Below are 2,932 nucleotides of genomic sequence, written 5' to 3'. Positions count from 1 at the left end.
AAACACGTCAGGAACGGGATGCTGTCGCCCGTCGAGTTCGAGAAGCAGCAGAAAATCTAACCCGAGGGTGTCTACGAAACTCGGGGCTATTCATACCAGCCGTTCGAGGGCGCGAGGAAGCAATGTCGCGGTCCGCCTTCACAGTCGGCAAGGATCTCCGTTCAGATTGCAACCGTCGAGACGGTGACCCAATCTTAAAAAGGGTGACGCACGTGATCGGGTTCCGGGAGTTTCGCTTGTGTCGACATAGGGATCAAATGTTTGCCTATAAGCGCGAAGGCAACACGCGGCTCAGGAGCGAGGATATCAGTGCGCCTTGCGAGTGTAGTGATGGAGATCGGATGACGGTCGCTCCACAGTTTTCGCGAAACGCATTTTGCTGTCCCACGGCATGTGTGCTGCGCGTGGCCCAACGTTCGAGAAGTAGGATCTCCTGAAGCTGTCGATGGTGTCGCGACGAAATAGTCGGCCCTGACGGTGCGCTGGAACCTCGACGCGGCGACAGGGTTATCAAAACAACGCCGTGGAGGCTCTCATGAATATCGACGACTTTGCCGACCAACGGCCGCTTTTTGTGCTTGAGAACTTTTTCTCGGGATCACTACGCGGATGGGGCATCACTCTCAGCCGCTTGGGCAACCTCCAAAATCGCTTCACCGTGGAGGCGGCGGGCCGCTATGACGCATCGGCAAACACCCTGGTAATAGAAGAGGCCTACTCTTTCGAAGACGGCCATCGTGATATTCTGACCTGGACAATTATCAACCGTGGCCAAGGCAGGTACGAGGGGCGCGAAACCCTCATTGGCGGCACGGCAGAAGGCACGCAGGCGGGGAACGGTTTTCACTGGAAATATCACCGCGAGGTCCCTGCCGCCGATGGCTCTAAGACCAAGTACACCTTCGATGACTGGTTCATTCTGCACGACGAGAACCACATGACGGCTCATGCATCTCTCACGAAGCTGGGCATAGAGTTCGCGACAATCAGCGCGTTCTACGAACGGGTATCCTGACGTGGCGCGCACCAGTACCGTCTCTGCTCTTCCCGTCTACACCGTTGGGCATTCGACATGCACGATCCCTCAGTTCGTCGAGTTGCTGCGGGCTGGCGATGTACGGGTGGTCGTGGATGTCCGTCGATTTCCCAGGTCGCGCTCGAACCCGCAGTTCAACGAAGATGCTCTTCCTGCAGAACTTGCTCCCTATCAGATCCGATATCGGCGGATTCCCGAACTCGGCGGCCTTCGCGGGAAGATGCCGGTGCCTGAGGAAGTGAACGCCTTTTGGGAGAACCGCAGTTTTCACAATTACGCCGATTATGCGCTGTCCGAGGAATTCGGAGCGGGCTTCGAGCAACTTCTCGGACTTTCGTCAGAAGAACGGGTGGCGATCATGTGCGTGGAAGCCGTGTGGTGGCGCTGCCACCGCCGTATCATTGCCGACTACCTCATCGCGGCAGGACGATCCGTTTTCCATTTGATGGGCGACCACGATGTGAAGCCCGCAACGCTGACCAAAACCGCCATTCCGGAACTCCGCGGCCTAAGCTATCCTATACAGCATTCGGTAAGAGAGGCGCCGCGTTCGGACCGATGATGGCGACAGAGGTTTTCCGCGACGGCGATTGCCTTTACTGTGCGCCGGGTGAACCGTATCGGAGGCAACATGTTCATCAAGACGATCGAGCCCGACGAGGCGACAGGCGAGATCGCGGCGCTTTACGCCGCAGAGAAGGAGTCGATGGGCCGTGTGATGCAGGCGACCCAATGCTGGTCCGCTCGGCCTGACGTCATTCTTCCCGTGGAAAATCTCCTTCACCAAATCCGAGACGGCTTTTCACTCGGATTGTTGAGTTTCCGGTTGATTACCTTCGTTTGTGCCAAACATGTGCCATCGAGCTACTGCTCCCACGTCTATTTCCGCAGCCTTTCGGGAGTGCTCGGCAGGGAGCAGACGCTCGCTGTCCGAAGGGACTACCGGACGGCGGGCCTGACTGCGCAACAGGTCGAAATGCTGGCATATGCCGAACAGATCACTCTCGACGCATCGAAGATAACGGAGGCGCACATCCAGCGTCTGCGCTCTGTCGGGCTTACGGATGTCAACATCGCAGATATCGCATTGGCGGCGTCCTTCCGCAGCTTCATGAGCCGCTACTTCGACGCCGTTGGCGCGACCGCTGAGCCGGAATTTCTGGATGACGATCCGACGGTGCGGGACGAGATGGTAGCGGTCAGAAAATAGCTAAGCAGAACGGAACTGCGCTTTTCGACCTTGGCATCGTCGGCCTTGGAGAGGTCGCTGCGGATACATACCGAGGCTTGCCAGAAGAAACGGGCAACGATAATCGATAATATTCGGAAGGTCGCGCGCCACATTATGCGGGTGGCAAAGCAGAAACGGGAGGTGAGGACCGCCGTCATCGTTCCGTCGAGCGGGGATTATACCAGGCTCGCTGCCCGCTTTCCCTATACCGAGACACCCGGTCAGATTGCCGCAGTTGAGGCGGGCTGGCCGATCTGGCTTCCGGACGCGTGACGGATCGGCTCGCATGCGATGCTCTTGCGCGTTGTGCCGTGTCAAAAAAACGGTTAGTCGGCGAGTCCGAGGACTGAAGCTGTCTAAGCCTGACTACGGTCGGCGGTAAATCGCGGACGAGGAGGCGTATGAGCCGGCAAAGGCCCGCTTGACTTAGCCCGATGGCTACTCAGCGGCCGGGTTCCCAGCCTCGTTCGCCAATGCGTCCGCGAACTTTCTCATCAGCCGCACGAGATCGTTGATTTCCGCCGGCTCCCAATTCGCAAAAACGCCAAGGGCGATCCTTTCGCGTGCAATATCGATCTTGTCGGTCATTGCCTTGCCCTTCGCCGTGACAACAACTTCATTCACGCGACGGTCAGCCGGGCTTTGCCTGCGTTCGGCAAGCCCGA

Annotated in this window: 4 protein-coding genes; 3 read left to right on the top strand and 1 reads right to left on the bottom strand. The window is 58.0% G+C overall.

What is annotated here, in order from left to right:
• The first annotated feature begins 535 nt into the window (after positions 1-535).
• From J2Y63_RS35320 to J2Y63_RS35310, 3 genes are all read left to right on the top strand, one after another.
• On the top strand, positions 536-1,015 hold the full coding sequence (locus tag J2Y63_RS35320; RefSeq protein WP_435269826.1) for a DUF3833 family protein: 480 nt from the start codon (positions 536-538) through the stop codon (positions 1,013-1,015).
• Between the two features lies 1 nt (position 1,016).
• On the top strand, positions 1,017-1,598 hold the full coding sequence (locus J2Y63_RS35315) for a DUF488 domain-containing protein (RefSeq protein WP_435269825.1): 582 nt from the start codon (positions 1,017-1,019) through the stop codon (positions 1,596-1,598).
• A 69-nt stretch (positions 1,599-1,667) separates the two neighbouring features.
• On the top strand, positions 1,668-2,246 hold the full coding sequence (locus tag J2Y63_RS35310; RefSeq protein ID WP_435269824.1) for a carboxymuconolactone decarboxylase family protein: 579 nt from the start codon (positions 1,668-1,670) through the stop codon (positions 2,244-2,246).
• Between the two features lie 459 nt (positions 2,247-2,705).
• On the opposite strand, the gene J2Y63_RS35305 is transcribed toward J2Y63_RS35310, so the two are convergent.
• Positions 2,706-2,932, bottom strand: a 227-nt coding sequence (locus tag J2Y63_RS35305) for a MarR family winged helix-turn-helix transcriptional regulator (protein WP_435269823.1), incomplete at its 5' end; no start/stop codon positions are given.

Source organism: Shinella sp. BE166, assembly GCF_051201095.1.
In the GTDB taxonomy this organism is placed as follows: Bacteria; Pseudomonadota; Alphaproteobacteria; order Rhizobiales; family Rhizobiaceae; genus Shinella; species Shinella lacus.
The sequence above is the reverse complement of the archived record's forward strand: the minus strand, read 5'-3'. Positions and strand labels throughout refer to the sequence as shown.